General features: G+C 72.1%; 20 protein-coding genes. 12 read left to right on the top strand and 8 right to left on the bottom strand.

Annotation, left to right across the window (positions count from 1 at the left end; all coding sequences use genetic code 11):
- The coding region (locus tag SSQG_RS33915; protein ID WP_039934207.1) for a hypothetical protein at positions 1–452 on the top strand (452 nt) is incomplete at its 5' end.
- 39 nt (positions 453–491) lie between these two features.
- Here the strand turns inward: SSQG_RS33915 and SSQG_RS38400 are convergent.
- Entirely contained in the window at positions 492–2,999 is a 2,508-nt protein-coding gene (locus SSQG_RS38400) for a WD40 repeat domain-containing protein (RefSeq protein ID WP_003994495.1), read from the bottom strand.
- Between the two features lie 18 nt (positions 3,000–3,017).
- Positions 3,018–4,439: a helix-turn-helix domain-containing protein gene (locus SSQG_RS38395; RefSeq protein ID WP_208865686.1), complete on the bottom strand. Its 1,422-nt coding sequence runs from the start codon at positions 4,437–4,439 to the stop codon at positions 3,018–3,020.
- A gap of 196 nt (positions 4,440–4,635) precedes the next feature.
- Here SSQG_RS38395 and SSQG_RS33905 point away from each other — a divergent pair, with 196 nt between their 5' ends.
- Both SSQG_RS33905 and SSQG_RS38390 read left to right on the top strand, forming a co-directional pair.
- Positions 4,636–4,932, top strand: a complete 297-nt coding sequence (locus SSQG_RS33905) for a hypothetical protein (protein WP_003994496.1) — start codon at positions 4,636–4,638, stop codon at positions 4,930–4,932.
- Positions 4,933–5,022: 90 nt separating this feature from the next.
- The gene (locus tag SSQG_RS38390) at positions 5,023–6,573 is read left to right on the top strand and encodes a hypothetical protein (protein ID WP_052310381.1); all 1,551 of its coding nucleotides are present in this window, start codon (positions 5,023–5,025) and stop codon (positions 6,571–6,573) included.
- 72 nt (positions 6,574–6,645) lie between these two features.
- Here SSQG_RS38390 and SSQG_RS33895 read toward each other — a convergent pair whose 3' ends face one another.
- Complete coding sequence (locus SSQG_RS33895; protein ID WP_244299339.1) at positions 6,646–8,040, bottom strand: mucin-1; 1,395 nt, start codon at positions 8,038–8,040, stop codon at positions 6,646–6,648.
- A 207-nt stretch (positions 8,041–8,247) separates the two neighbouring features.
- Here SSQG_RS33895 and SSQG_RS33890 point away from each other — a divergent pair, with 207 nt between their 5' ends.
- From SSQG_RS33890 to SSQG_RS33875, 4 genes are all read left to right on the top strand, one after another.
- Positions 8,248–9,267, top strand: a complete 1,020-nt coding sequence (locus SSQG_RS33890; RefSeq protein WP_039934205.1) for a LacI family DNA-binding transcriptional regulator — start codon at positions 8,248–8,250, stop codon at positions 9,265–9,267.
- Between the two features lie 98 nt (positions 9,268–9,365).
- On the top strand, positions 9,366–10,709 hold the full coding sequence (locus tag SSQG_RS33885; protein WP_039934204.1) for an ABC transporter substrate-binding protein: 1,344 nt from the start codon (positions 9,366–9,368) through the stop codon (positions 10,707–10,709).
- A 110-nt stretch (positions 10,710–10,819) separates the two neighbouring features.
- On the top strand, positions 10,820–11,812 hold the full coding sequence (locus tag SSQG_RS33880) for a carbohydrate ABC transporter permease (RefSeq protein WP_003994490.1): 993 nt from the start codon (positions 10,820–10,822) through the stop codon (positions 11,810–11,812).
- A 7-nt stretch (positions 11,813–11,819) separates the two neighbouring features.
- A complete protein-coding gene (locus tag SSQG_RS33875) occupies positions 11,820–12,662 on the top strand; it encodes a carbohydrate ABC transporter permease (RefSeq protein WP_003994489.1) in 843 nt (280 codons plus the stop codon).
- Positions 12,663–12,867: 205 nt separating this feature from the next.
- On the opposite strand, the gene SSQG_RS33870 is transcribed toward SSQG_RS33875, so the two are convergent.
- Positions 12,868–14,766: a CASTOR/POLLUX-related putative ion channel gene (locus tag SSQG_RS33870; RefSeq protein WP_039934202.1), complete on the bottom strand. Its 1,899-nt coding sequence runs from the start codon at positions 14,764–14,766 to the stop codon at positions 12,868–12,870.
- 218 nt (positions 14,767–14,984) lie between these two features.
- Here SSQG_RS33870 and SSQG_RS33865 point away from each other — a divergent pair, with 218 nt between their 5' ends.
- Together SSQG_RS33865 and SSQG_RS33860 are read left to right on the top strand one after the other, a co-directional pair.
- Complete coding sequence (locus tag SSQG_RS33865) at positions 14,985–17,006, top strand: flavin monoamine oxidase family protein (RefSeq protein ID WP_039934201.1); 2,022 nt, start codon at positions 14,985–14,987, stop codon at positions 17,004–17,006.
- A 150-nt stretch (positions 17,007–17,156) separates the two neighbouring features.
- Positions 17,157–17,468 (top strand): hypothetical protein, encoded by a 312-nt coding sequence (locus SSQG_RS33860; protein WP_003994485.1) that lies wholly within the window; start codon positions 17,157–17,159, stop codon positions 17,466–17,468.
- 13 nt (positions 17,469–17,481) lie between these two features.
- Here SSQG_RS33860 and SSQG_RS33855 read toward each other — a convergent pair whose 3' ends face one another.
- Both SSQG_RS33855 and SSQG_RS33850 read right to left on the bottom strand, forming a co-directional pair.
- On the bottom strand, positions 17,482–18,198 hold the full coding sequence (locus SSQG_RS33855) for a response regulator (protein ID WP_003994484.1): 717 nt from the start codon (positions 18,196–18,198) through the stop codon (positions 17,482–17,484).
- Positions 18,195–19,826 carry a sensor histidine kinase gene (locus SSQG_RS33850; protein WP_039934200.1) on the bottom strand — a complete coding sequence of 544 codons (1,632 nt, stop codon included), beginning with the start codon at positions 19,824–19,826 and terminating at the stop codon, positions 18,195–18,197. Before SSQG_RS33850 ends, SSQG_RS33855 begins: the two co-directional genes overlap by 4 nt.
- Before the next feature lie 96 nt (positions 19,827–19,922).
- Between SSQG_RS33850 and SSQG_RS33845 the strand changes: the two genes are divergently transcribed.
- A complete protein-coding gene (locus SSQG_RS33845; protein ID WP_003994482.1) occupies positions 19,923–20,906 on the top strand; it encodes a Bug family tripartite tricarboxylate transporter substrate binding protein in 984 nt (327 codons plus the stop codon).
- Positions 20,907–20,908: 2 nt separating this feature from the next.
- On the opposite strand, the gene SSQG_RS33840 is transcribed toward SSQG_RS33845, so the two are convergent.
- Together SSQG_RS33840 and SSQG_RS33835 are read right to left on the bottom strand one after the other, a co-directional pair.
- Positions 20,909–21,415 (bottom strand): hypothetical protein, encoded by a 507-nt coding sequence (locus SSQG_RS33840; RefSeq protein WP_003994481.1) that lies wholly within the window; start codon positions 21,413–21,415, stop codon positions 20,909–20,911.
- An 84-nt stretch (positions 21,416–21,499) separates the two neighbouring features.
- Positions 21,500–23,389 (bottom strand): ABC transporter ATP-binding protein, encoded by a 1,890-nt coding sequence (locus SSQG_RS33835; protein ID WP_003994480.1) that lies wholly within the window; start codon positions 23,387–23,389, stop codon positions 21,500–21,502.
- A 227-nt stretch (positions 23,390–23,616) separates the two neighbouring features.
- On the opposite strand from SSQG_RS33835, the gene SSQG_RS33830 reads away from it, so the two are divergent.
- Both SSQG_RS33830 and SSQG_RS38585 read left to right on the top strand, forming a co-directional pair.
- Positions 23,617–24,600 (top strand): lysylphosphatidylglycerol synthase transmembrane domain-containing protein, encoded by a 984-nt coding sequence (locus SSQG_RS33830; protein WP_167545801.1) that lies wholly within the window; start codon positions 23,617–23,619, stop codon positions 24,598–24,600.
- A 256-nt stretch (positions 24,601–24,856) separates the two neighbouring features.
- Positions 24,857–25,547: mechanosensitive ion channel family protein (locus SSQG_RS38585; protein WP_039934199.1), on the top strand; the 691-nt coding region annotated here is incomplete at its 3' end.

The following is a 25,547-nucleotide window of genomic DNA, read 5'->3' as shown; positions in this document are numbered from 1 at the left end:
CTCCGGCTGACGGCGAGGACGTTCTGCTGCGGTACGACAGGACGCTGTGGCAGGACTACCGGCGGGAGTTCGGCACGTCCGACACGGTCGGCTTCTCCATGATGGTCTGGATCGCCGGCCGGGTGCCGCACCTGCCGTCCGTGTACGGGGGCGAGCCGCCGGAGGTCCTGGAGGTCCACCTGTACGGACAGGAGGGGAACGGCGACGAGTACCGGCAGTTCATGGATGCCGACGCGGCTCTGGACGCCCTCGGGTACCGGCAGCCGCTGATCGTGGGTGAGGTGTACTACGACGATGCGGAGGCGGCCGGCGGCATCCGCCGGGCGATGGCGGACGGTGACCGCCCGGTGCGCTACCTCACACAGTGGCCCTGGCCGCGGCAGTCGCGGTGTCCGGCCGCCGACGTAGCGCCTCCCGCCGCGTACGGCGCCTACGCGGCGGCCGGGTTCTGACCACTGGTTCTGACCGCTGGTTCTGGCTGCTGGTTCTCCTCAACCGCTGTTGCCTGTGCGGACTCCCTCGCAGGACCGGCGGAAGGGCTGCCTCGGGAGGTGCGCCTTCCACTCCTCACGGTTCAGGGGACCGTCGAGGGCGCAGACGCGGCGGATGGCGGCGGCGACGTCGTTGGACCAGAACCGCAGGGTGGCGTCCTGGCCGGCGGTCGCCAGGGACCGGCCGTCGGGACTGAACTCGACGTCGAGGACGGGCCCGGTGTGGCCGGTCAAGGCGGTCAGCAGGACCGGGCGCCCGGGGTCGACGACGTCCCACAACTGCGCCGTGCGGTCGTCGCTGGTGGTGGCCAGGGTCCGGCCGTCCGGCGCGAAGGCGGCGCCGCGCGACGCCTCACGGTGACCGATCATGATGCTCAGCGGTGAGGTGGAGGTCCGCACCAGTGCCCTGGGCCTGGTCTTGGGGACGGCCCACAGACGGACCTTGCGGTCGTCGTCCGTGGTCGCCACGAGCCTGTTGTCCGGGGAGAGTTCCACGCCGTTGACCTGGTTGGGATGGAGCAGCTCGGCGATGAGCACGGGGTGGCGGCGGTCGGACAGGTCCCACAGGCGTGCGCGGTAGTCGCCGCCCGCGGTGGCCATCAGGCGGCCGTCCTTGCTCAGGGACACGGAGTTGACCCGGTCGGTGTGGTCGCTCATGTCCGCCAAGTGCGTGGGGTGCGAGGGGCGGCTGATGTCCCACAGCTGGGCGGTGTGATCCTCGCCGCCTGTGGCCAGCAGGCGTTTGTCCTTGCTCATGGCCACTGTGTAGAGCGCGTCGGTGTGGCGGCTGAGCGTGCTGAGCAGGGCCGGGCGGTGTGGGTCCGTCACGTCCCACAGGCGTGCCCGGTGGTCCTGGCCGGCGGTGACGAGGAGGCGGCCGTCGGGACTGACCGTCACCGCGTTGACGGCTGCCGGGTGCGCAAGAGCGGCCAGGGGGGTGACGTGGCCGGCGGGTGAACGGCTCCAGATCCGCGCGCCGGCCTCCGCGTTCGCCGTGACCAGCATCCGGCCCTCCTGGGCGTAGGCCATCGATGTGGTCGGGGCCGGTGCCAAGGTCACCGGCGGGGGCAGATGCCAGAGCAGTACGCGACCCTCGTCATCACCGGTGACGAGGACGTCCCCGGGGCCGAAGGCGACGGCGCGTACCGGGTTGGGCTGGGGCAGGGCCATCAGTTCCCGGCCGTCGGTGAGGTCCCACAGCCGGGCGGTCTGGTCGTCGCCTCCCGTCACCAGATGCCGTCCGTCGGGCCGGAACGCGACACTGTGGATCAGGCCGTTGTGGCCACGCAGGACCGTCGGCCGCTTCGGGTGCCGGGGGTCCGCGACCGGGGTGAGGTGAACGGTCTGGTCGAAGCTGACACTGGCGAGGGTCCGGCCGTCCGGCGCGAAGGCCACAGCGCGTACCTGGGCTTTGTGGCTGCTCAGAGTCGAGGTGAGTGCGGGCCCTCGGCCGTGCGTCATGTTCCACAGCCGGACGGTGCGGTCGTCGCCGGCGGTGGCGAGGGTACGGCTGTCGGGGCTGAAGGCGACGCCGTTGACCGGCCCCTCGTGGCCGGCTCCGGTCCCCTCGGGCAGGCGGACCGGTCGTTCACGACGGGTGATGTCCCAGACGCGCAGGCCTCCTTCCCCGGTGACCGCGGCCAGGGTCCTGGCGTCGGGGCTGACGGCCAGGGCCCTGACCGCGCCGCCGGCCGGGAGCGAAACCAACTGCCGGGGAGGGATTTTGGACAGGGCCCACAGGGTCACCGTCGCATCGTCACCCCCGGTGGCCAGGAGCCGCCCGTCCGACGTGACCGCGACGCCGGTGAGGGAGTCACGGGCGTTCAGGGTGGCGATCGCGGTCGGCCGGGCGGGGTGGCGTACGTCGGTGAGACGTACCAGACCGTCCGCGGCAGCGGTGGCCAGCAGAGAGCCATGGAAGAGGGCCTGACCCACCGTGTACCGGTGGCGGGGCAGCGGCGTGGAGTAGACGCTTCCCGAGGAGGCCAGCAGCGCACCGCGGGTCTGCGGGGTGGGGGCCACTCGGTGGGCGGCCAAGCTCAGCCGCATGGCGAGCGAGGGGTCGACCTGCCGGAGCCGCTCGGCGTCGTCGACGGCCACCTGGGCCGCTGAGCGGTCGCGTTCGGCCAGGGCGTCGGTTCGCTGCCAGAGCGCGTATCCCGTGGCCCCGGCGGTCAGCAGCACCAGGGCGGAGAGCAGGGCGACCAGTTGCCGCAGACGGCGGGCGCGCCGGCGGCGGGCAGCCGTCTCGTGCTGCTCGTGACGTACGCCGGCGTCCAGGAAACGGCGCTCGGGCGCGTCCGGAGGGGCCAGGCGGCCGTTGAGCCAGTCCACGGTCACGGCCAGCTGGGTGCCCCGGTACAGCAGGGCCGTGTCGCGTCCGCTCGCCTCCCATGCCTCGGCGGCCTCGGTCAGGCGCTGGTGGTTGCGCAGACCCGCGCGGTCGGCGTCGATCCAGCCGCGCAGCCTCGGGCCACGCGTACAGCAGCGCTTCGTGGGTGATCTCAACGCTGTCGGCGTCCAGGGTCAGCAGTCGCGCGTCGGCGAACGCGTGCAGCACCTCTCTGCCGTTTCCCGCGCGGGCAGCGAGGCCAGCAGGCGGCTGTGCCGGACCCGCCGCCGGGTGTCCTGGTCCGCCTCGCCGATCCGGACCAGTCCCAGCAGCAGCCGGCGTGCCGTGGCCTGCCCGTTGGGCCCGATCCCGGCGTACACGCGTTCCGCGCTGGAGGCGACGGCGCCCGTGATCCCGCCCGTGCTCCGGTAGCCCGCGACGGTCAGCCGGCCGTGGTCCCGCTGCTGCCATGTCGTCAGCAGAGCGTGTGCGAGCAGCGGCAGTGTTCCGGCGCCCGGGCAGGGAGCGGCCTCGCCTCCGGCGCCGAGATCGCTCAGGAGCACTTCCATCAGACCCGGCTCCAGTTCCAGACCGGCGGCCCGCGCGGGCCCGGCGACGGCCTCGCGCAACTCCTCGGAGGTCATGGGCCCGAGCGGGAACTGGGCGTCCCTCAGGGCGGCGACCAGTTCCGGGTGGGACAGGCACTGCCCGTAGTAGTCCGCCCGCACACCGAGCACCACCAGGATCCGGCTCCGCGTGTGCGGGTCCGGCCGGGACAGGGCGTGCAGCGTCCGGACGAAGTCGCGCCGCTCGGCGTCGGCGGTGCACAGGGTGAAGACCTCCTCGAACTGGTCGATCACCAGGACGAGTCCGGACCGGGTCGCCGCTCGCCGGCCACCCGCCTGCCGTGGCAGGCCACCGGGGTGGTTCGCCGCCTCCCGTACCAGCGAGACCAGTTCAGCGGGCCCGGCCGCCGACGCCCGCTGCACGGCCTGACCGTCCAGGCCCGTCACCTGCGACAGACCCCGCACCAGCTCCCCGAGCGGCTGGGAAGTGGGCGTGAGGCACAGCGACGGCCACGCCCGCGCACCTGGTACCGGCAGGGCGCCGCGCGCGAGTGCGGGCAGCAGCCCGGCATGCAGGAGGGAGGACTTGCCCGCGCCGGACGGCCCCACGACGACGACCGGCCCGCCGCTGCCGCCCCCGCGCAGGTGCTGCGTCACATGCTCCACCAGCAAGGCGGTCGTCCGCTCCCGTCCGAAGAACCAGTGGGCGTCCGCTCTTCCGAAGGACGCCAGCCCCGGGTAGGGGCACACCGCCCCGGCGGCGGCGCCCCGCCCGGGCGGCGCGAGGGCGATCAGCGCGCCCTGGGCTCCCAGCGCCTCGTCGCACCCCTGCGCGAGGTCGGCGCTGGCGGGCTTCTGCCCGTTCTCGACCTTGCTCAGGTGACCGCGGCTGTAGTGCACCAGGGGGGACAGCTCGGCCAAGGACAGTCCGCGCTCCGCACGCAACCGCCGCAGACGCTCCCCGAACGTCTCGCCGACCCTCCCGACCGTCCGGCCTTGCCCCAGGTCACCGGGTGTTTCCTGTTTCCGCTCCCGCAAGGCGACAGGCACCTCCTTGGCTCCACCGGCCCGGACCCCCACGCTGAGAACCGGAACGATCCGTAGCCGAGACGCTACGACGAGTTCGCACCGGTCAGGGCTCGATACCCCCGCTCGCCCCCTCAAGGAGTGAGGGGGCCCGGGAGAAGCCCCACATCTCCGCCCTGATCTCCGCCCTGAACACGACCAGCAACGTAAGGAACTCGCCATGAACATGCGCGCCCGATTCGCCGTCCTCGCGCTCAGCACGGCCGCCGTGCTCGCCACGGTCCTGGGCACCTCCGCCCAGGCCGACCCGGACTGGCCCTTTCCCCAGGACTGCGAGAAGCGCAACTACAGCCAGTACATGACGTGGGGCGGCCGGACGGGCTGGATCGACTTCACCTACGACCACACCGACGACCGGATCAACAACTACTACCGCAGCACCTGGCGTGCCACGGGCGAGCGCGTCGGCAGCGGCCCGGGCAAGGGCTGGGCGAGCTGCATCAACCTCCACCAGTAGACCGCCACGAATCCCGTCGGGCGGTCCGGTCCACGTACCGGGCCGCCCGACGTTCCACCACGACCGGCGCCAGCCCAGAGAGAGGCACCCATGCCACCGACCGCACCGGACTTCGGGCCCGACATCGACCCCTATGCCGCATCCGATCCGCAACGCGGCTGTGATCCCGCCGCCAAGCCGGGCGTGCTCGCCTTCCGAGACCTGCTGCTCGCCACCTACCCGGGCACGACCAGCCTGGGGATCAGCCGGGGATGCGGGGCACCCGGCAACAGCGAACACAAGGAGGGCCGCGCGCTGGACTGGGGCGTCAACGTCAACGGGCAAGCCCACATCGCCGCCGACCTGCTGGACTGGCTCCTGGCGATGGACCGGCACGGCAACACGCACGCGCTGGCCCGCCGCTTCGGCATCATGTACATGATTTGGAACCGGCGCATCTGGGAGGCGTACCGCCCGGACCGCGGCTGGACACCGTACACCGGCCGCTCGCCCCACACCGACCACGTTCACTTCAGCTTCAGCTGGGCCGGAGCCCGCAAACAGACCACATGGTGGACCCGGCCGGCGCAGAGCGGCCCCCGGGTGAGTGTGGGGGTGCCGTCAGTGGTGGACACCGGCAACGGGATGGTGATCTTCGGGGTTGACGCCGGGGGTGGCGTCACGCACCGGTGGCAGAACGCGCCGGGTGGTGCGTGGTCGGCGTGGACGCCGCTCGGCCGACCGGCTCCGGGTGCGTTCGGCCGGCCGTTCCCGCTGGTGGGACGGTACGGCAAGCTCGTGGTCTTCGTCCGGGGCACGGACGGTGCGTTGTGGCACACCTGGCAGTCCGAAACCGGCGCGTGGGCCCCGGACTGGGTGTCCCTGGGCGGCCGGCTCGCCTCGGACCCGGCCGTGGTCCTGTCGCCGAACGGCGCGCTGTCCGTCGTCGCAAGGGATCCGGAGGGCCGGTTGACGCACACGTGGCAGCGCGGACCGCAGCACGGACACGCCTGGCACGGCAACTGGGTCGACATGGAAGGCAGCGTCGAGGGCCGGCCGACTCTCCTGGTCGGGCGCGACGGCGGCATGGTCGTGTTCGTACGGGGCGCCGACGGCGGGTTGCACCACCGCTGGCAGACCGGCACCGGCGGCCCCTGGTCCGGCTGGGGGCCGCTGGGCGGGCGGCTCGTCTCGGACCCGGCCGTGGTCCTGTCGCCGAACGGCGCGCTGTCCGTCGTCGCAAGGGATCCGGAGGGCCGGTTGACGCACACGTGGCAGCGCGGACCGCAGCACGGACACGCCTGGCACGGCCACTGGGTCGACATGGAAGGCAGCGTCGAGGGCCGGCCGACTCTCCTGGTCGGGCGCGACGGCGGCATGGTCGTATTCGCACGGGGCGCCGACGGCGGGTTGCACCACCGCTGGCAGACCGGCACCGGCGGCCCCTGGTCCGACTGGGGGCCGCTGGGCGGCCGCATCACCGACGACCCGTCCGTGGTCCTCAATCCCAGTGGTGCGCTGTCCGTCTTCGGCCGCGACCCGGGCGGCAGAGTGACCCACACCTGGCAGCGCGGACCACAGCACGGACACGCCTGGCACGGCCACTGGGTCGACATGGAAGGCGGCCTCACCCGTCACAGCACGGATGCGGTCGCGCCGTGATGCCACCGCGATCTGAGCCGCGATCAGCAGGTGCCGCTGCCGTGCCGCCGCGCTCGGCCTTCGGCACCGTCTTCACCGCCGGGCGCCGGGTCTCATCAGCTGGCTGGGACCACCTCGGTCGTCGCAGCCGCCCCGGGCCACACGGCCGAGGCGTCGTCCCGGTGCGGGTCGGGAAGGCGAATCGGGCGGACGGGGACCGGACGGGCGCCGCCGGCGGTGACCGCCGTCCACGGGACGGGCCGGCCGGAGTAGCACAGAGCGGTCAGTGCGAAGACGCCGTCGGCGTAGACCTCGACGTACTCGCACGACCGTGAGGATGCGCAACGTCGAAGGGGGACTCGGCAGAACGGTCTGTGCCAGCACTCTGCCGCCGGGCCCGGTGACCCGGAGGTCCTTGCCCTCGCAGGCCACGGCGAGGGCGGCACGGTCGTCGCCTGGGTCTTCGGCGCGCAGCACGACCTCGGTGAGGCCGCTGACGTCCACGTCGCCGACCGCGTGCAGGGCGGGGCCGCGGGTCTGCTCCTCGAGCCAGGGCTCCAGGCCGGGCCACCATGCGAGGTAGGGCGTCTCGCCCGGGGGTGCGATCAGCGTCTTGGGCTGGGCGAGCATGCCGCGGCAGGGGTCGCCGGTGTCGGTGAGGCCGACGCGGCGGGGGGTGGTGTGCAGGACGACGCGGGAGCCGTCGGGGGCGGCGACGACACGTGGGGCGTACGCGCCGGTCGGGCCGAGCGGGCCGCGGCGGGTCCAGGGGCCGCGCAGGCGCGGCGCGGTCCACGCCTCGAAACCCCGGGTGGCGCCGATGGAGCCGAGCAGCAGCCAGCTGCCGTCGTCGAGGCGTTCGAGGACGGGGCACTCCAGCTCGTCGACGTCGCCGGGAGAGATGAGCGGCGGGTGGACGGTCCAGTGCTCCAGGTCGTCGGAGGTCGCCCAGGCCACGCAGCCGCTGACGTCGACCGGCAGGGAGGCGTCGGCGGCGCAGATCACCATGACCCAGCCGTCGGACTCGTCGTCGCGTACGACGAACGGGTCGCGCCAGCCCATGCGTTCGCCCGTGCGGTACCAGCGCGGGTCGGCCTCGGCGACCGGCCCCGTGCCGTGGCGGCGCCAGCCGGTGCCGTCGGTGCGCTCGGAGTGGGCCAGGCCGACCGACTGCAGGGGCCAGCCGTCCGGGGTGAGTCCGGAGACGGCGGTGTAGAGCATCGCCATGCCGGTGCCGTGCGGGAAGGCGTGCATGGTCCACACCGCCTGCTGGTCGAAGCGGCCCGGCAGGCCGTTGCCGAAGGCGGTGCCCTGCGGCTCCCAGTGGACCAGGTCGGCGGAGGTGGCCCGGCCGTAGGAGGTCTCCATGCGCAGATGGTCGAACTCGGCCGTCCAGGGGCCCTGCAGGTGCAGCACCGAGTAGGTGCCGTCCGCGTGGCGCAGAAGGTCGAAGTCGTTCACGCAGAGGCCGGGCGGCGCGTATCGCATGGACGGGTCCTGTCTGCCGACAGCGGCACTCAAACGTGTGCGCTGTTCTCTTGCTGATGAGGGTTCCTCTGAGAGTCAGCCGAAGTAAATCCGAACGCAAACGCTTGCGCAACCGGGTGGGCGGGTTTACGGTCTCGTCACTCCCCCACACGCCGACGTGCTGCCGGACCCCGGCCACACGGCGTGCACCCGACCAAGGAGCGTCCCGTGACGGTCAGCATCACCGATGTCGCCGAGGCCACCGGGGTCTCGGCGTCCACCGTGTCCCGCGCCCTGCGCGGCCGTCCCGGAGTGTCGGAGGAGATGCGGGCCCGGATCGTCGCGGCCGCCGCCGACCTGGGCTACACCGCGTCCCGTTCCGCCTCCAGCCTCGCCAGCGGGCGCACCTACACGATCGGCGTCGTCGTCCCCTACGTCGGGCGCTGGTTCTTCGGCACCGTGCTGGACGCGGCCGAGAAGGTTTTCAGCGCGGCCGGCTACGACGTCCTGCTGTACAACCTCGGCTCACCGGAGGCACGCAAGCGCTTCTTCACCAAGCTGCCGATCCGCAAGCGGGTCGACGCCGTGCTGTCCCTGCTGATCCCGGACCCGGAGGAGGCCGCCGCCCTGCGGTCCCTGGACGTGCCGCTGGCGACCACGGTCGGCGGCGCCCGGCCCGGCTTCACGGTGGTCGGCATCGACGACCGGGGCGGGGCGGAGAGCGCCGTACGGCACCTGGTGAACCTCGGCCACCGCCGGGTCGGCATGATCTCCGGCGCCAGCGAGCCGCTGCACTGGACCACGCCCCTGGACCGCCGGCAGGGCTATCTGGACGTGCTGGCCGACGCCGGGATCGAACCCGACCCCGCCCTGGAGGCGGACGGCGGTTACACGGTTGAGGGCGGCGAGCGGGCCATGACCGAGCTGCTGGCGCTTCGCCACCCGCCGACCGCCGTGTTCGCGCAGTCCGACGAGATGGCTATGGGCGCGCTGCGCTCCCTGCGCCGGCACCGGCTGCGGGTGCCGGAGGACGTGTCCGTCGTCGGCTTCGACGATCACGAGCTGTCCGAGGTCGTGGGGCTGACCACCGTGGCCCAGCCGGTCGCGGCCCAGGGCCGGGAGGCGGCCCGGCTGCTGCTGGCGCGGCTGGACGAGCCGGACGCCGGCCCGCCGCGCCCCGTCGAGATGCCCATCCGCTTCGTCCTCCGCGAGACCACCGCTCCGCCGCACAGCGGCCGGCAGCGGTAGCCCTCCCGTCTCCTCGACATCCGCCCCCCCGGAGGGCTCTTCCCGCCCCCGGCCCCACCGTCCGCGCACCCACCGCACACCCGCTCGGAGGCACCACCATGATCACCGGAATCGCAAGACACCGCCGTACGGGCCTGACGGCCCTCACCCTGCTGCCCCTGGCCGCGCTGGCCGCCTGCGGCGGCGGGAGTGGCGGCAGCGACACCTCCGCCGAGGAGGGCAGCGGCAAGGGCACCATCAGCGTCTGGGCCCACCAGGGACAGGCGAGCGAGGCGACCGCGCTGCAGAACGCGGTGAAGTCCTTCAACTCCTCGCAGAGCGCCGTCAAGGCCGAGCTGAAGCTGATCCCCGAGAAGGACTACACCAAGACCATCACCGCCACCGACGCCGCCGAACTGCCGGACGTGCTGGAGTTCGACGGCCCGACGATGGCCAACTTCGTCTACAACAGCAAGCTCGCCCCGGTCGACGGCCACGTCTCCGCCAAGACCCTCGGCAACGCCACCGACGCGATCAAGGCGCAGGGCGAGATCGACGGCAAGCACTACGGCCTCGGCATGTTCGACGCCGGGCTCGGCATGTACGCCAACAAGAAGCTGTTGGACGCGGCCGGCGTGAAGTACCCGACGAGCCTGGACGACGCCTGGACGGCCGAGGAGTTCGGCAAGGCCCTCAAGGCGCTGAAGGGCAAGGACTCCGACGGCAAGGTCCTCGACATATCGGAGCAGTACGGCCTGGCCTCCGAGTGGGGCACCTTCGGCTTCTCCCCGATCGTCTGGTCGGCCGGCGGCGGCCTGCTGAAGGACGGCAAGGCCGAGGGCGCCCTGGACAGCCCCAAGACCGTCTCCGCGATGAAGACGTTCCAGTCCTGGAAGACGTACGTCGACCCCAACACCGACGGCAACGTCTTCGCGCAGGGCAAGGTCGCGCTGAGCTGGGTCGGCCACTGGAACTACCCCGCCTACAGCAAGGCCCTCGGCGACGACCTCGTCGTCGTGCCGCTGCCCGACTTCGGCAACGGTCCCAAGACCGGCCAGGGTTCGTGGGCGTGGGGCATCGGAGCCGACAGCAAGAACGGCAAGGCCGCCGGCACGTTCCTTGACTACCTGCTGAACGACACCAACGTCGGCGCGATGACCAAGGCCAACGGTGCGGTGCCCGCCACCAAGACCGCGCTGGCCAAGAGCGACCTGTACAAGAAGGGCGGCCCGCTCCAGCTCTTCGCGGACCAGCTGGCCAAGCCGTGTGGCGACAGCGACATCACCTCCTCCTGCGTCGCCGTCACCCGCCCCGTGACCGCCGGATACCCCACCGTCACCGCCAAGTTCAGCACGGCCCTCAACTCGGTCTACGGCGGCGCCGACCCCGGGGAAGCCCTGCGGAAGGCCGCCCGCGCCATCGACCGGGACTTCACCGACAACGCCGGCTACGAGATCCCGTAACCCACAGGACGTATCGGCCGGGGCGGGCCGTGGACGACATGGCGATGCGACGACGTGACGACGCAGCGGTGTACCGACTCGCCCGCCCCGCCGGAAAGAAGGACCCTCCCGTGAAAACCGTGGAATCCGCGCACGCCGCGCCCGCTGGCCGGGCACAGGCCACCTCGTCCGCGCGCCCCGCGAAGCCCCCGCGTCCCTCGCGCGGCAACCGCGACCGGCTGCACGGACTGCTGATGTCGGCACCGGCCGTGGGCGGGCTGATCGCCTTCGTCGGCATCCCGTTCGGCTACGCCGTGGTGCTCTCCTTCTACAACGTGCGTCTCGGCTCCCCGCTGGAGCCCCGCTTCTTCGGTGTGGAGCACTACCGGCGGCTGTTCACCGACCCCGACCTGTCCGGCCCCTTCCTGCGGGCGCTGCTGAACAACCTGACCTTCGCCGCGGTCGTCGTACCGCTCCAGACCGGTCTGGCGCTGGCGCTGGCGATCCTGCTCAACCGCAAGCTGAAGGCGATCGGCCTCTTCCGGTCCTTCTTCTTCATGCCGGTTGTCTTCCCGATGGCGCTGGTAGCCGTGATCTGGCGGCTGATCCTGTCCCGCAGCGAGCAGGGCATGCTCAACTCCTTCCTGGACACGGTGAGTTTCGGAAACTGGGGCGCCTTCGACTGGCTCGGCGACGGCCTCACCGCGATGGGCTCGATCATCGTGCTGTCGGTGTGGCAGGGCGTCGGCTTCCAGATGGTCATCCTGCTGGCCGGCCTCCAGCAGATCCCGGGCGAGCTCTACGAGGCCTCCCAACTGGACCGGGCCTCCCGCTGGCAGCAGTTCCGGCACGTCACCCTGCCCGGCATCCGCGGCACCCTGGTGTTCGTCGCGATGCTGACCTCGGTGCTGTCCTTCCGGGTGTTCGACCAGGTGTACATCCTCATCCGGGGCGGCGGCCTGGACGAGGACGCCACCCGCACCGTGATGTACCAGGCCGTCACCACGGCCTTCGACCAGAACGACATCGGGCAGGCCTCGGCCGTCACGGTGGTGTTCTTCCTGATCGTCGTCGCCCTGACGATCGTCCAGCGCCGCGTCGTCCGGCCCGACCACGAGGACTGACTGACCCATGGCCATGACCCATTCGCCCGTACGCCGCGTCGTCGACTACGCCGTCCTGAGCGTCCTGGCGTTCGTCTTCGCCCTCCCGGCGCTCTATCTCTTCCTCGGCAGTCTCAAGCCGTCCGACGAGGTCCTCGACGGCCTGTCCGGCTTCCTGCCCGTCCATCTCTCCTTCGACAACTACGCCGCCGTCCTCGACAGCCTGAACTCGGACAGCACCGGCTACTTCTGGCAGTTCATGGGTGTGTCCGTGCTGCTGTCGTTCGTGGTGGTGACCGGCGGGCTGATCGTCAACTCGATGGCGGCGTACGGGCTGACGCGGCTGAAGTGGCGGGGCCAGAACGCGGTGTTCACCCTCGTCCTGCTGCTGATGCTGATCCCGTTCGAGTCCGTGGCGGTGCCGCTGTTCTATATGTTCAACGGCCAGCGCAACACCCTGTTCATCCAGGCCCTGCCGTTCGTCGCCAACGCCTTCGCGATCTACCAGTTCCACACGTTCTTCAGGAAGATCCCGCCGAGCATCGAGGAGGCGGCCCGGCTGGACGGCGCGGGGCCCTGGCGCACCTTCTTCGCGATCATCGTGCCGATGTCCCGGCCGGTGTTCGCCTCGGTCGCCATCCTCACCTTCCTCATCCAGTGGGGTTCCTTCCTGTGGCCGGTGCTGATGGTGTCCGACCCGTCGGTGCGTCCCCTCCCGCTGGAGATGAGCGTCTTCCAGGGGCAGCAGCCCCCGGACTGGGGACAGATCCTCGCCTTCGGGGTCCTGCTCGTCCTGCCCGTCCTGGTCGTCTTCGCCTTCTTCCAGCGCTGGTTCGTCGAAGGGGTCGCCAGTTCCGCCGTCAAGGGCTGATCGCGGGGCGATCGGGACCCCGACGAGTCCGACGGCAACTGCGGCGTCGGAGCCGGCTCCTCGGACGGACGGTTCCTCCCCGAGGTCGCCTACAGATGATCTACGGCTACTGATCCGGGAACCGTGGCCCGGTCCGTTCACGCCCTGCGACCGGGTCACGGCCACCGTCCGCCACACCCCGGCCGAACTCACCCGAAGCCGCCCGTCAGTCCCTGCCGACGACCACCACCTCGTCCCCAGCCGCCCAGCGGCGCCGCTCGGACTTGGGCGGGTTGATCCGCACGCCGTAGTCGGGGCTCGTCGACGCCTCGTCGTGGCTGCGGTAACCGATGGCGCATTCGCCGCGTTGACGGGCCGCGGCCACGACCGTGGCGAAGGACGTCTCGCACCCCGGCAGCACGTAGTCGCCGGCCGGCCGCAGGCGGACGCCGGTGCCGTCGGCCGAGAACAGTTCCTCGAAGACCGCTGCCAGGTGCCGGTTCTGGGAGATCTGTGCCATGAGCAGGCCGATGAGCTTGCCGCTGATGATCACGTCGGCGCCGGGGCCGATGGGGGCCAGCGCCCGGTTGCGGTCGTCGATCAGTTCGGTGACGAGCGGCAGTTCACGCCCGGTGGCTTCCTCCAGCTGACGCAGCAGCAGGAGGGTGACGAGGGTGCGGTTGTCGGGGTCGTCCGGCGGCTGTTCGGGGGCGGGGTCCTGGCCGAGCACGATCAGGCTGTCGTAGGAGTGAACGTCCAGACGTCGCAGGGTCTCGGGGCGGGTGACATCCCCGTGGTGCAGTGTCAGGGTCAGGTCGGTGCCGCTGTGCGCCTCGGTCTCGCTCACCTGCCGGACCGTCGCCGCGTCGCCGTCCGCCACCACGTCGACGGCTGATCCGGGGCGGGCGCGGCGGCGCAACTGGTCGATTATGAGCGGCGCCCGGCGGTTCCAGCCCAGCAGGAGGACCCGCTCCGGCCGCGTGGGCGTCGCGGGGCCGGACGCCATCGCCGCCTTCTCGACGGACTCCGCGCAGTCGTCGAGCCGGGCCGTGTCGTCGTCGCGGGAGATGACGACGAGCTGGTCGCCCGGGGCGATGGGCGTCTGCGGTGGCGGGTTGAGCAGGGGGGTGGCTCCGCGCATGATCCCGACGACGCTCGACGTCGGGTAGGACAGCAGCGCGTCGCCGAACGGCAGGCCGGCCAGCGCCGGTTCGGTGATCAGGTAGAACTCGTCGCCGGCGAAGTCGAGGAGTTCCTGGTGGACGAGGGAGAGCCCGGGGCGGCGCGCGGCCTGGACGATCAGCCGGGCGGTGACGGTGTCGCTCTCCAGGACGACACCGTCCGGTCCGGCGGCGAGACACGCGGCCAGGCGGTAGCGGTCGTCCCGGACGGCGGCGACGACGGGTGGACGGGTCGCCTCCCCGGCCAGGGCGGCCCTGAGCGCCAGCAGCGTCTTGACCACCTCGGCGTCCGCGTCGGGCTCGTCGTGGGGCAGGACCAGCACGACACCGGCCGTGGCCGGGCTGGTCAGGGTGAGCACCGACGGGTCGGTGGTGGGGCCGCTGCGGCAGATCAGCCGCGTACGGCCGACGGGTCCCACCTTCGTGCTCAGGGCCTCCTCCATTTCGGTCTTGTCCCGGTCGGCCAGCACGGCCACCGCCGTCCGCGGCTGGTTGGCGCCCGCGGCCACCAGTTCGCTCACCACCGTGAAGACCTGCTCCGACCACCCCAGGACCACGGCATGTCCTTGTTCGAGCACGGTGGAACGGCCCCGTCGCAACGCGGTGAGCCGATCCGTGAGCGCCGTCGTGATCAGGCCGACGAGCGTCGAGACGTAGAGCAGGGCGACCAGGGCGAGCAGCACCGACATCGTCACGCGCAGCGGCGGTCCGGTCGCACCGCCCAGCCGCAGTGTCTCCCCCGTGAGCTGCCATACCTTCGCCAGCCGGTCCGCCGGGGACGCGGGCGCGTCGGGGTCGGTCCACACCAGCACGGCGCTGGCCGGGACGACGACGGCCAGACACAGCAGCGCCATCCAGCCGACGAGGGCGGAGGCACCGCGGGTCAGCGTGCTGTCGAACCAGTAACGGGCTCTGTCACCGAACGGAGTGCGCCGCTGCGCCACCCTTCCCCCCTCCGTCGCCCCGCGCTCTTGGGGCAGTCTGGGAGATCGATCGCGGCGGCAGACGGAGTTCGCCCGGCATTCATCCCTTCGGGTTTTCCCGGGCGTCCGCGTCGGCGGACGTGTTGCGACGTCAGGGTTTGTCCCCTTCTTCGCTCCTTCGAGTCAACGCCGGTGCGAAGAGAGGGTGCCTGGTCACGGCCGACATTACAAAGGCCGCCATGACTGAAGATCACACAGTGGTGCGCTCGGACGGCGGTCTCTCCCGGCGGGGCTTCGCCGCTGCGGCCGGTTCGGCCACGGTGGCGACGGCCCTGACCGGAGGCACCGCCTCGGCTCTCCCCGCAGCGGCCGCAGCGACCGCACCGGCGGCACCGGCCGCACCGGGCGCGCGCCGTCGCACCGACTTCGACCGGTGCCTCGCCGTCGCTCGCGCACTGCTCGTACTGGATTCCGACGACCGCCCCCTCGTCCCGCGATACCACCGCGTCCTCCAGGAGGGACTGCCGGCTCAGCGGCGGACACGCCCCAAGAACGTCCTGGTCATCGGCGCCGGCCCGGCCGGTCTCGTGGCCGCCTGGCTGCTGAGGAGGGCAGGGCACCGGGTGACGGTGCTGGAGGCCAACGGAAACCGCGCGGGCGGACGCATCAAGACCTTCCGGAGCGGCGGCCACGAGCAGGCCGAGCAGCCCTTCGCCGATCCCCGCCAGTACGCCGAGGCGGGCGCGATGCGCATCCCGGGCAGCCATCCCCTGGTGATGGAGCTGATCGACCAGTTCGGCCTGAAGAAGCGGCGATTCCACTACGTCGACGTCGACTCCGGGGGGCGGCCCGCCGCCCGCACCTGGATCCATGTCAACGGGATCCGCGTGCGGCGCGCCGACTACGCCCGCGCGCCCCGGCGCGTGAACCGGTCCTTCGGCGTCCCCAAGGCCCTCTGGGACACCCCCGCCGCCGCCATCCTGCGCTCCGCTCTGGACCCGGTGCGCGACGAGTTCAGTTACGTCGACCGTCACGGCAAGCGGGTCGAGAAGCCGCTCCCCGAGCGGCTGCGCGGCTGGGCCCGCGTGGTGCAGCGGTTCGGTGACTGGTCGATGTTCCGCTTCCTGACCGAGCACGCCGGCTTCGACGAGCGGACCATCGACCTGATCGGCACCCTGGAGAACCTCACCTCGCGCCTTCCGCTGTCCTTCATCCACAGCTTCATCGGCTCCTCCCTCATCAGTCCGGACACGCCTTTCTACGAGCTGGAGGGCGGCACGGCCGTCCTGCCGGACGCCCTCCTGGAACGCGTACGCAAGGACGTGCGGTTCGACCGGCGTGTCACGCGGATCGCCTACCACCACCCCGACCGTCCGTCGCCCGACGGCGGACACGTCCGGGGCAAGGGCCCGCACGTATGGGTGGACACGGTGTCCGAGGGCCGCGACGGTCCCGTGGTGCGCGAGCAGTTCACCGCGGACGTCGCCGTGGTGACGGTGCCGTTCTCCGGACTGCGCCACGTGCAGATCGCCCCGCCCCTGTCGTACGGCAAGCGCCGCGCGGTCTGCGAACTGCACTACGACAGCGCGACCAAGGTGCTGCTGGAGTTCAGCCGTCGCTGGTGGGAGTTCGACGAGGCCGACTGGAAGCGCGAGCTGAACGCCGTCGACCCGGGCCTGTACGAGGCGTACCGCGCCGGCCGCGCCGCCTCGGACGGCAGTCTGCTCGGCGCCCACCCCTCCGTGCCCGCGGGGCACATCACGGCGGGGCAGCGCACCCACTACGCCGCCAACCGTGCGATCACACGCGAGCAGCCCGAGGCGGTCGACGTCGTGGGGGGCGGCTCGGTGTCGGACAACGCCAACCGGTTCATGTTCCACCCCTCCCACCCGGTTCCGGGCAGCGCGGGGGGTGTCGTCCTGGCCTCCTACAGCTGGGCGGACGACGCGCTGCGCTGGGACTCCCTGGAGGAGGACGCCAGGTACCCGCACGCTCTGTGCGGCCTGCAGCAGGTCTACGGACAGCGGATCGAGGTCTTCTACACCGGGGCGGGCCGCACACAGAGCTGGCTGCGCGATCCCTACGCCTACGGTGAGGCGTCCGTGCTCCTGCCCGGGCAGCACACCGAGTTGCTGCCCGCCATCCCCGCACCCGAGGGCCCGTTGCACTTCGCCGGGGACCACACGTCCGTCAAGCCGGCGTGGATCGAGGGAGCCGTGGAGTCCGCCGTGCGTACCGCCCTGGAGATCCACACCGGGTGAGCCGCGCGGCACGCGAGGTGCGGGCGTCGTGAAACTTCTGTGCGCGAGGAGGAGACTTTAAGTTTCAAACTTCAACTGCGTGGTGGCAGCTGCGACAGTGAGTCCCACGGGGGCGACACATGACGTCATGTCACAGCACCGGGACGACAGTTGGCCTACCACGACACGTACCGGCGGACAGCCGGCACCTTCCTGAGCCCCGCCCTCGGGTGGGTCCTGGCGCTGACCGGCGCGGTGGTGCTTCCGCTCGCCGCCGCGACCGCGCTCGAGCCGGACGTCGTGCAGTGGCGTGACCACAGCCCGGGCGTCTTCACCGTGAAGGTCGCAAAGGAGGCGCCCGGGCGACCGGGCGTCTCGGCGCCGCGCGGCCGGTACGGTACAGCGGCGACGGTCTCCGGCCCGACCCCCGCCCCCGCACCCCTGCCGGTGCCGGCCCCTCCGCCGGGTGACGACCCTCCGTAGGCCGGCTTCCCGGTCAGGCCCGCCAGGCGTACCGCCGTTCCGGCCGCCCGGCCACGCCGTAGCGCAGGGACACCTCCGCGCGGCCGACGGTGTGGAAGTGCTCCAGGTAGCGGCGGGCGCTCACGCGGGACACGCCGGTGAGGGCGGCGCACTCGGTGGCGGAGAGAGTGCCGTCCGCCGCGCGCAGCGCCCGCTCGACCAGTTCCGCGGTCTCCACGCTCATCCCCTTGGGCAGGGTGGGTGCCGGTGCGGGGACGACCGCTCCGGCCAGGACGCGGTCCACGTCCGCCTGGCCGCGTACGACGGCCGTGAGCAGCCGGCCCCGCCGGGCGGCGTAGCGCTCCAGGCGGGGGCGCAGATCCTCGAAGTCGAAGGGTTTGAGCAGGTAGTCGACCACCCCGTGGCGGACGGCGCCGCGTACCGAGTCGGCTTCCTGCGCGGCGCTGATGACCATGACGTCGCAGTCGTGGCCTGCGGTGCGCAGCCGGGGGATGACGTCGAGGCCGAACATGTCGGGGAGGTACAGGTCGAGCAGGACGAGGTCGGGGCGCAGCGCCCCCACGGCCTCGATCGCCTGGCCGCCGGTGTGGGCCACGCCGACGACACGGAACGGCTCGACGCGTTCGACGAACGTGCGGTGGACCCGGGCGACCATGAAGTCGTCGTCGACCACGAGGACGTCGATGCCGCCCGCGATACCGTCCGCCCTGTCGCGGGTTCCGGTGGTCATGGGGCCGCTCCTTCCGCCAGTGCGTCGGTGAGCCGGCCGACGGTCAGGCGTGCGGTGAACACGGCCCCGTCGGGGGTGTTGGCCACCGAGATCTCACCCCCGTGCCGTTCGCAGACCAGCTTGGTCAGGGCCAGTCCGATGCCCCGCTCGCCCTCCCGCGCCGCCTTGGTCGTGAACCCGTGGGAGAACACCTCGCGGGCCAGTTCGGGAGCCACGCCCGGCCCGGAGTCGCGGACCACGATCTCCACACTGGAGGCGTCCTGCCGCAGCGCCACCTCGACCCACCGTTCCCCGTCGGGAGCGGCGGCGTCGACGGCGTTGTCCACGAGGTTGCCCACCACGGTCGCCAGGTCGGCCGCGTCCTCGGGGGCCAGCCGCTCCAGCGCGGTGTCGTCGGAGATGCGCAGGCTGACCCTGCGTTCGGCCGCGAGGGACGCCTTCCCCATCAGCAGTGCCGCCACGGCGGTGTCCCGGACACGGCGGCTGAGGGTGACGTCGAGCGACTGACGGCGCTGGTTCAACGCGCGGATGTAGCGCACGACTTCGTCCTGCTCGCCGATCTGGATCAGCCCCGAGATGGTGTGCAGCTGGTTGGCGAACTCGTGCGCCTGTGCCCGCAGCAGCTCCGAGGAACTGCGGAAGGAGCCGATCTCCCGTTCCAGCCGGGCCAGTTCGGTACGGTCGCGCAAGGTGGTGACCGAGCCGAGGAGCCTGCCGTCCTTGGTGACGGTCATGCGGTTCATCACCAGGACCCTGCCGTGGCGGACGACGACCTCGTCCGGCTTTCCGGCGGCGGTGGTGCCGGCCAGCACATCGCGCAGCCGTCCGTCGATGCCCAGGCCGTCGAGGCTCTGGCCGAGGCAGTCCTCGGGCAGGCCGAGCAGGCGGCGGCCCATGTCGTTGACGAGGGTGAGGCGTTGCTGCGGGTCCAGGGCGATCACGCCCTCCGCGATGCCGTACAGCATCGCCTCCCGGTGCTCGGCGAGCCCGGCGATCTCCCGCGGCTCCAGCCCGAGGGTCTGCCGCTTCACCCGCCGCGCGAGCAGCCAGGAGCCGGCCACGCCGAGTCCGCTGGCGATGCCCAGGTAGGCGAGCAGGTACGAGGAGGCGCCGCTGAGCCGCTGCCACACCGTCGGATCGGCCTCACCGATCATCACCGTGCCGAGGACCCGGCCGAGGTTCTCCTCCGTCGCTCCGAGGACGGGGACCTGGGCGGCCAGCTCGCGGTTGCCGTCCAGGGTCAGCTGCCCGGCCCAGCCGCGCTCCGGGAGCGCGCCCTGCCGCGGGGGCAGCCGCTCGCCGACCACCGTGGGATTGGTGGAGCTGACGATCCGGCCGGCGGCGTCGGCCACCGTCACCGAGGTCACTCCGGACTGCGCCTGCGTGGCGTGCACCAGCGGTGCGAGCGTCTCGCCGGGGGCGGGGCGCACCAGCTGGCTGCGGACCAGGGGGTTGGCGGCGAGTTGTTCGGCCAGTGCGATCACCCGGCGTCCCTCGACGCGGTTGAACGTGGCCTGCGACTGGGCGAGCGAGACCGCGGCGACCGCCAGCAGCACCACCACGACGATGGCGAGCTGGAGCACCAGCATCTCGCCCGCGAGCGAATGGCGACGGAAGGTGGCGACCACAACGAACTCAATCTTTACTGCTGACACAAGTGGGGCGGCTCATGTGCCGAGTCGCACAATCATGACCCCGGCCAGGGAAAACCGGAAGGGAGTGGCATGAGACGTCCCGCACGCGCTCTTCGCTGCGGCTTCGCCGCCCTGGTCCTGCTGGTGGCCGGCGGATGCGGGGGGTGGCCGGGTGACGGGCCCGCGCGGAACGTGCGGCTCATGGTGCCCAACACGCCCGGCGGCGGCTACGACACCACCGCCCGCACGGCGGCCAGGGTGATGGACGAGACCGGCATCGCCCCGGACGTGCAGGTGTTCAACCTGCCGGGTGCCGGGGGCACGGTGGGGCTGCAGCGCCTCGCCGACGAGAGGGGCAACGGCGATCTCGCGCTGCAGATGGGCCTGGGTGTCGTGGGCGCCTCGCACGCGGCCGGGTCACGGGTGACCGTCGCCGAGACCACCCCGATCGCCCGTCTGATCGAGGAGGCCGGTGCGGTCGTCGTGCGCGCGGACTCGCCGTACCGGACGATCGGCGCCCTGGTGGACGCCTGGCGCGAGGACCCCGGCCGGCTCAGGGTCGGCGGTGGCTCCTCCGTCGGCGGGCCCGACCATCTGCTGCCGATGGAGCTGGCGCAGGCGGTCGGCATCGACCCGAGGAAGGTCCACTACGTGCCGTACGACGGCGGGGGCGGTGATCTGCTGCCCGCGCTGCTGGAGGGCCGGGTCGACGTCGCCACCAGTGGGTTCGGCGAGTTCCTCGATCAGCGACGCTCCGGCCGGGTGCGGGTCCTCGCCGTCACCGGGGAGCGGCCGGTGGGTGTCCTGCCGGGCGTCCCGACGCTGAAGTCCTGCGGGATCGACCTGGTCTTCGACAACTGGCGGGGCATCGTGGCCCCGCCCGGTATCAGCGACACCGACCGGCGGCGCTGGGTCGAGGTGCTGACCGAGCTGCACGCCTCCCGCCGGTGGCAGGAGGAGCTCCGCCGGCACGGGTGGACCGACGTGTTCGCCACCGGCCGCGCCTTCGAGTCCTTTCTCGCCCGGCAGGACGCGCAGGTCGCCGGTCTCGTCCGCCGTCTGGGGCGACCGTGACGTCAGGAGCCGTTCGCGGTGGGGCCGATGCCGCTCAGCTCCCGGACCGTGCCGCCGAGTTTCGCGCGCAGGGGCTCGAGCATCCCCGGCTTGGCGCTGACCACCCAGCGCATGCCGACGAGGTACTTGCCCCCGTACACGCGGGCCGACTCCAGCCAGGTCTCCTTGAGTTTCTCCTCGGGGAAGGTGGTGATGAGGAAGTCGCCCTTCTTGGTGTGGCACACGCCCTCGCGCAGTTCGTCCGCCTCGGTGCGGATCTTCACCTTGCAGCCGGCCAGGCCGGCGATCACCTCCACCTTCGCCGGCGCGACGACTCCGGCGGCGGGAGCGGCGGCCCCGCTCGGCTTCGCCGCCGTGCCGCCGCCGGCCGGCTCGTCGTCGCCGCCCCCGCCGCAGGCGGTGACCAGGGACAGTACGACCAGCGCGGCGGCCGGCGCCGCCGCGCGCGGCCTGCGGGTGCGCGACGGGGTCCGGCCAGTGGATCGTGCGTGCGGTTGCTGCTGGGACACGTCGCCTCTCCGGATGCGGACCGTTCTGCCCTGGCGGGCAGGCAGGAGTACTCGGAGGAGGTACGGATGCGCGCCCGCGGCCGTTCACACGCTTTCCGCGACGGGACTCTCCGTACTCTCCGTCCCGCCGAACTGGGTCCGGTACAGCTGCGCGTACCGTGCTCCCGCCGCCAGCAGTTCCTCGTGGGTGCCGCGTTCCACGATCCGGCCGGCCTCGACGACCAGGATCTGGTCCGCGGCCCGGACGGTGGAGAGCCGGTGGGCGATCACGACCGCGGTCCTGCCTTCGAGGGCTTCGGAGAGCGCTTCCTGGACGGCGGCCTCGGAGGTGTTGTCGAGGTGGGCGGTGGCCTCGTCGAGGATGACGACGCGCTGCCGGGCCAGCAGCAGCCGCGCGATGGTCATGCGCTGGCGTTCGCCGCCGGAGAGGCGGTAGCCGCGTTCGCCGACCACGGTGTCGAGACCGTCGGGCAGGGACCGGACGAGGTCGTCGAGCCTGGCCCGGCGCAGGGCGTCCCACAGGTCGGTCTCCGTGGCGGTGGGGCGGGCCAGGAGGAGGTTGGCGCGGACGGTGTCGTGGAAGAGGTGCCCGTCCTGGGTGACCATGCCGAGGGTCTCCCGCAGGGACCGGGCGCTCAGGTCGCGGACGTCGACGCCGCCGACGCGCACGGTGCCCTCGTCGGTGTCGTAGAGGCGCGGCAGCAGTTGCGCGACGGTCGACTTGCCCGCGCCGGAGGAGCCGACGAGTGCCACGGTCTGGCCCGGTTCGGCGCGGAAGGAGATGCCGTGCAGGACCTCGTCGCCGCCGCGTTTGTCCAGGGCGGCGACCTCTTCCAGGGAGGCCAGCGAGACCTTGTCGGCGGCCGGGTAGCCGAAGCGGACGTCGTCGAACTCGACCGTGACGGGCCCCTCGGGCACCGGGCGGGCGTCCGGCTTCTCCTCGATGAGCGGCCGGAGGTCGAGCACCTCGAAGACCCGCTCGAAGCTGACCAGGGCGCTCATCACCTCGACGCGTGCACCGGCCAGTGCGGTCAGCGGCGCGTACAGCCGGGTCAGGAGCAGCGCCAGCGACACGACCGCGCCCGGTTCCAGGGTGCCGCGCAGCGCGAGGTAGCCGCCGAGGCCGTAGACGAGGGCCAGGGCGAGGGCGGAGACGAGGGTGAGGGCGGTGATGAAGGCCGCCTGGGCCGTGGCCGTGCGGACGCCGATGTCCGCGACCCGGCGGGCGCGCACAGCGAACTCCGCGGACTCCTCCTCCGGGCGTCCGAAGAGCTTGACGAGGGTGGCGCCGGGTGCGGAGAAGCGCTCGGTCATGCGGGTGCCCATCGCCGCGTTCAGCGTCGCCGCCTCCCGCTGCATTCGGGCCATCCGGCTGCCCATGCGCCGGGCCGGGATCACGAACACCGGCAGCAGCACCAGCGCCAGGAGGGTGATCTGCCAGGACAGTGTGAGCATCACGGCGAGCGTGAGCAGCAGGGTGACGAGGTTGCTGACCACTCCGGAGAGGGTGTTGCTGAACGCGCGCTGGGCGCCGATGACGTCGTTGTTGAGACGGGAGACGAGGGCTCCCGTACGAGTGCGTGTGAAGAACGCCACCGGCATGCGCTGCACATGGTCGAAGACGGCGGTGCGCAGGTCGAGGATGAGGTGCTCCCCGAGCGTCGCGGACAGGCGCCGGCCGAGGATGCCGAGCGCCGCCTCCGCCACCGCGATCAGCGCGATGAGCAGGGCCATGCGTACGACGGTGTCCTCGTCGCCGTCCGCGACGATCACGTTGACGACACGCCCGGCCAGGACCGGCGTCGCCACGGCGAGCAGGGCGGTCCCCACGCCGAGCAGGACGAAGAGGGCGATGCGGCGCCGGTGCGAGCGGGCGAACGCGCCGATGCGGCGCAGGGTGGCGAGGGCGAAGGGGCGGCGTTCCTGCTCGGCGTTCATGACGCTGTGCAGTTGTGTCCACGCTGTGGTCTCCATGCTCATGGCAGTGAAGGTAGGACCTCAAGCAATGTTGAGGTCAAGGCGTTCGCACATCGCCCCGGCATACCGCACAATCGGCCCGATCCCCCTCTCTTCGCTCACCTCTCCCCGTTCCCCGTGCAAAGGCCCCGATGACGCTCTCCTCACAGCCGCTTCCCGCGCGTAAGACGCCGTCCCCGCTTCCGCAACCCGCCGTTGGCGGGGCATGGGAAGCCTCTTCGGATGTGACAGCGGTACAACTCCCCGAACTCCGCCCGGGACGACTCCCCCGTCGCGTCCCGGTCCGCCGCCTGCGTCAGATCCTGTGTCTGCTTCCGCTCCTGCTCGTCACCGTCGTCGCGGTGCGGCACCGGTCGGTGCTCGCCGAGGGCTTCGCGCATCTGGGCACCGCCGAGTGGCCGTGGCTGCTGGCGGCGGTCGGCGCGACCTGTCTGACCTGGGTCGCCGCCGCCTGCACCCGGCAGGGGGCGGTGGTCGAACGGCTGCCCCGACGGCGGCTGCTCGCGACGCAGTTCGCCGCGGGCGCGGCCAACCACCTGCTGCCGACCGGGCTGGGCGCGAGCGCGGTGAACCTGCGGTTCATGACGGTGTGCGGGCTGCCGCTCGCCCGCTCCTCGGCGGCGCTCGCGCTGTATCTGCTGGCGGAGAGTGTCGGCCGGGTGGCCCTGCTCGGCGTCCTGCTCGTCGCGTTCCCCGGCGCGCTGCGGCTCGGCACGCTGCTGCCCGACGCGGCGTTCGGCCCGCTGCTGGCCGGTGCCGGCGTGGTGCTGGTCGTCGCGGTCGTGGTGCTGGCCCTCGTGCGGCGGGTGCGCTCCGCCCTGGTGTCCTTCCTGCGGACGGCGCTCGGCGAGGCACGCTCGGTCCACACGCGTCCGGCCCGGGCCGTGGCCCTGTGGGGCGGTTCGCTCACCTTCCCCGCGCTGCAGGCCTCCGTACTGGTCCTGGTGGGGCAGGCGTTGGGCCTGTCGGTGCCGCCCGCGCACATGGCGGTGGCCTACCTGGCGGCGACGGTCGCCGTCGCGCTGGTGCCCACGCCGGGCGGGATCGGCTCGGTGGAGGCGGCGCTGGTCGTGGCGCTGGTGGCGGCGGGCGGCCCGGCCGCGGTGGCCACGGCCGTGGTGCTGGCCTTCCGGGTCATCACGGTGTGGCTGCCGCTGGTGCCCGGCGCGGTGACGCTGGCGGCGCTGGTGCGGCTGAAGGTGATCTGACCGCCCGGCAGGCGAGCCGGGTTCACCGGCCCGTCCACGGGTCCCACTCCGTCACGTCCTGCCCCGGAATGGCCCGTTCCCCGGTACGGAACCCCGTGCGGGATACGGCAGGATGAACGATCGTGCCGGCCGCGGGTCAGGGTGGTCCGGCGCGACGGAACATCCCTGAAAGACGAGCAGGTGACGACGTGACGAGACTTCATATCCGGCCGCAGGCGAGTGTGTTCGCCGCAGTTCCGCGCCCCGGAGGTGACCGGTGAACCGTACGCTCACCGTGGACGACCTGGTCTTCGCCGGGATCGCCCTGGGGTCGGGTCTGCTGGCGGCCTTCGCGCTGCGCATACTGCTGCGCTGGCTGGGCGGGCACGCCGACCGCACCCGCTGGACGGGCGACGACGTCATCGTGCACGCGCTGCGGGCCGTGGTGCCGTGGGCCGCGGTCGTGGGCGGTGTGGCGGGCGCGGCGGCGGTGCTGCCGCTGACCCGCACGGTGCAGCACAACACCAACCAGGTGCTGACGGTGCTGCTGATCTTCGTCGCGACGGTGTCGGCGGCGCGGGTGATCACCGGACTGGTGCGCACGGTCACGCAGTCCCGCTCCGGCGTGGCGGGGTCGGCCACGATCTTCGTCAACATCACGCGGATCCTGGTCCTGGCGATCGGCTTCCTGGTGGTGCTGCAGACGCTGGGCATCTCCATAGCCCCGCTGCTCACCGCCCTGGGTGTCGGCGGTCTGGCGGTGGCTCTGGCGTTGCAGGACACCCTCGCCAACCTCTTCGCGGGCATCCACATCCTCGCCTCCAAGACGGTCCAGCCCGGTGACTACATCCGGCTGAGCAGCAACGAGGAGGGCTACGTCGAGGACATCAACTGGCGGCAGACGACGATCCGCAACCTGTCCAACAACCTCGTCGTGATCCCCAACGGTCAGCTCGCGAAGACGAACA

Source organism: Streptomyces viridochromogenes DSM 40736 (assembly GCF_000158955.1).
Classification (GTDB): Bacteria; Actinomycetota; Actinomycetes; order Streptomycetales; family Streptomycetaceae; genus Streptomyces; species Streptomyces venetus.
This window is presented reverse-complemented; position numbering and strand designations above follow the sequence as displayed.